Annotated in this window: 1 pseudogene; it reads left to right on the top strand. The window is 42.6% G+C overall.

The annotated features are described in order from the left end of the window. Positions 1–280 precede the first annotated feature (280 nt). Positions 281–665, top strand: a pseudogene (locus ACS8FC_RS18140) (polyprenyl synthetase family protein); the annotation flags it as partial.

The following is a 665-nucleotide window of genomic DNA, read 5'->3' as shown; positions in this document are numbered from 1 at the left end:
ATAAACCGTTGGTGTAGCCCGATTAATACGACTTACTTAGCTTGCGCTTTTATCAAAGCATATTCAACCAGTGAATGACATCAGCGATGCGTAACCAAGACTTGTTGTAAGGTTACGATTGTACTGCTTCATTTTTGAACAGATGACAGCCGTAAAATGCAAAAAACCATCAATTGATACGGTGTCTCACATAAGCAATATGACCTATCATGCTACACTAATACCGTTTTTACCTTGTCCCTAATAAGTTTTTATTGTATCTCTGATAAATGGTTGGATTATGACGGTTTCCCTTACTTCTAGCGCTAACTCTTCTGGTTTTACCTCTTTTAACGCTGTCTCTTTTCAAAGCACTGAGCAATTTCATAGTGCTGTGCGCGCGCAACTGGCGCAAGATATTGAGGTCTTGTTTGCTTATGCCAAGTTGCCTAGTCCACTGGTAGATGCCTGTCGTTATGTCATGACTGGACAAGGTAAATTGGTGCGCCCATTGATGGTTGCCAGTGCTTTTGCCAGTATTAATAGCGGTAATAGTGAACGTACAGACGAGCGCAATGACGACATCGACACGCTCAATGCTGATCTAGACTCATTGCTAGAAAATGACTCGGACTACGATATGTCACGCCGCGCTGCATTGGCCGTAGAGCTATTGCATACGTATT

The organism is Psychrobacter sp. 1Y4 (assembly GCF_051847555.1).
The sequence above is the reverse complement of the archived record's forward strand: the minus strand, read 5'-3'. Positions and strand labels throughout refer to the sequence as shown.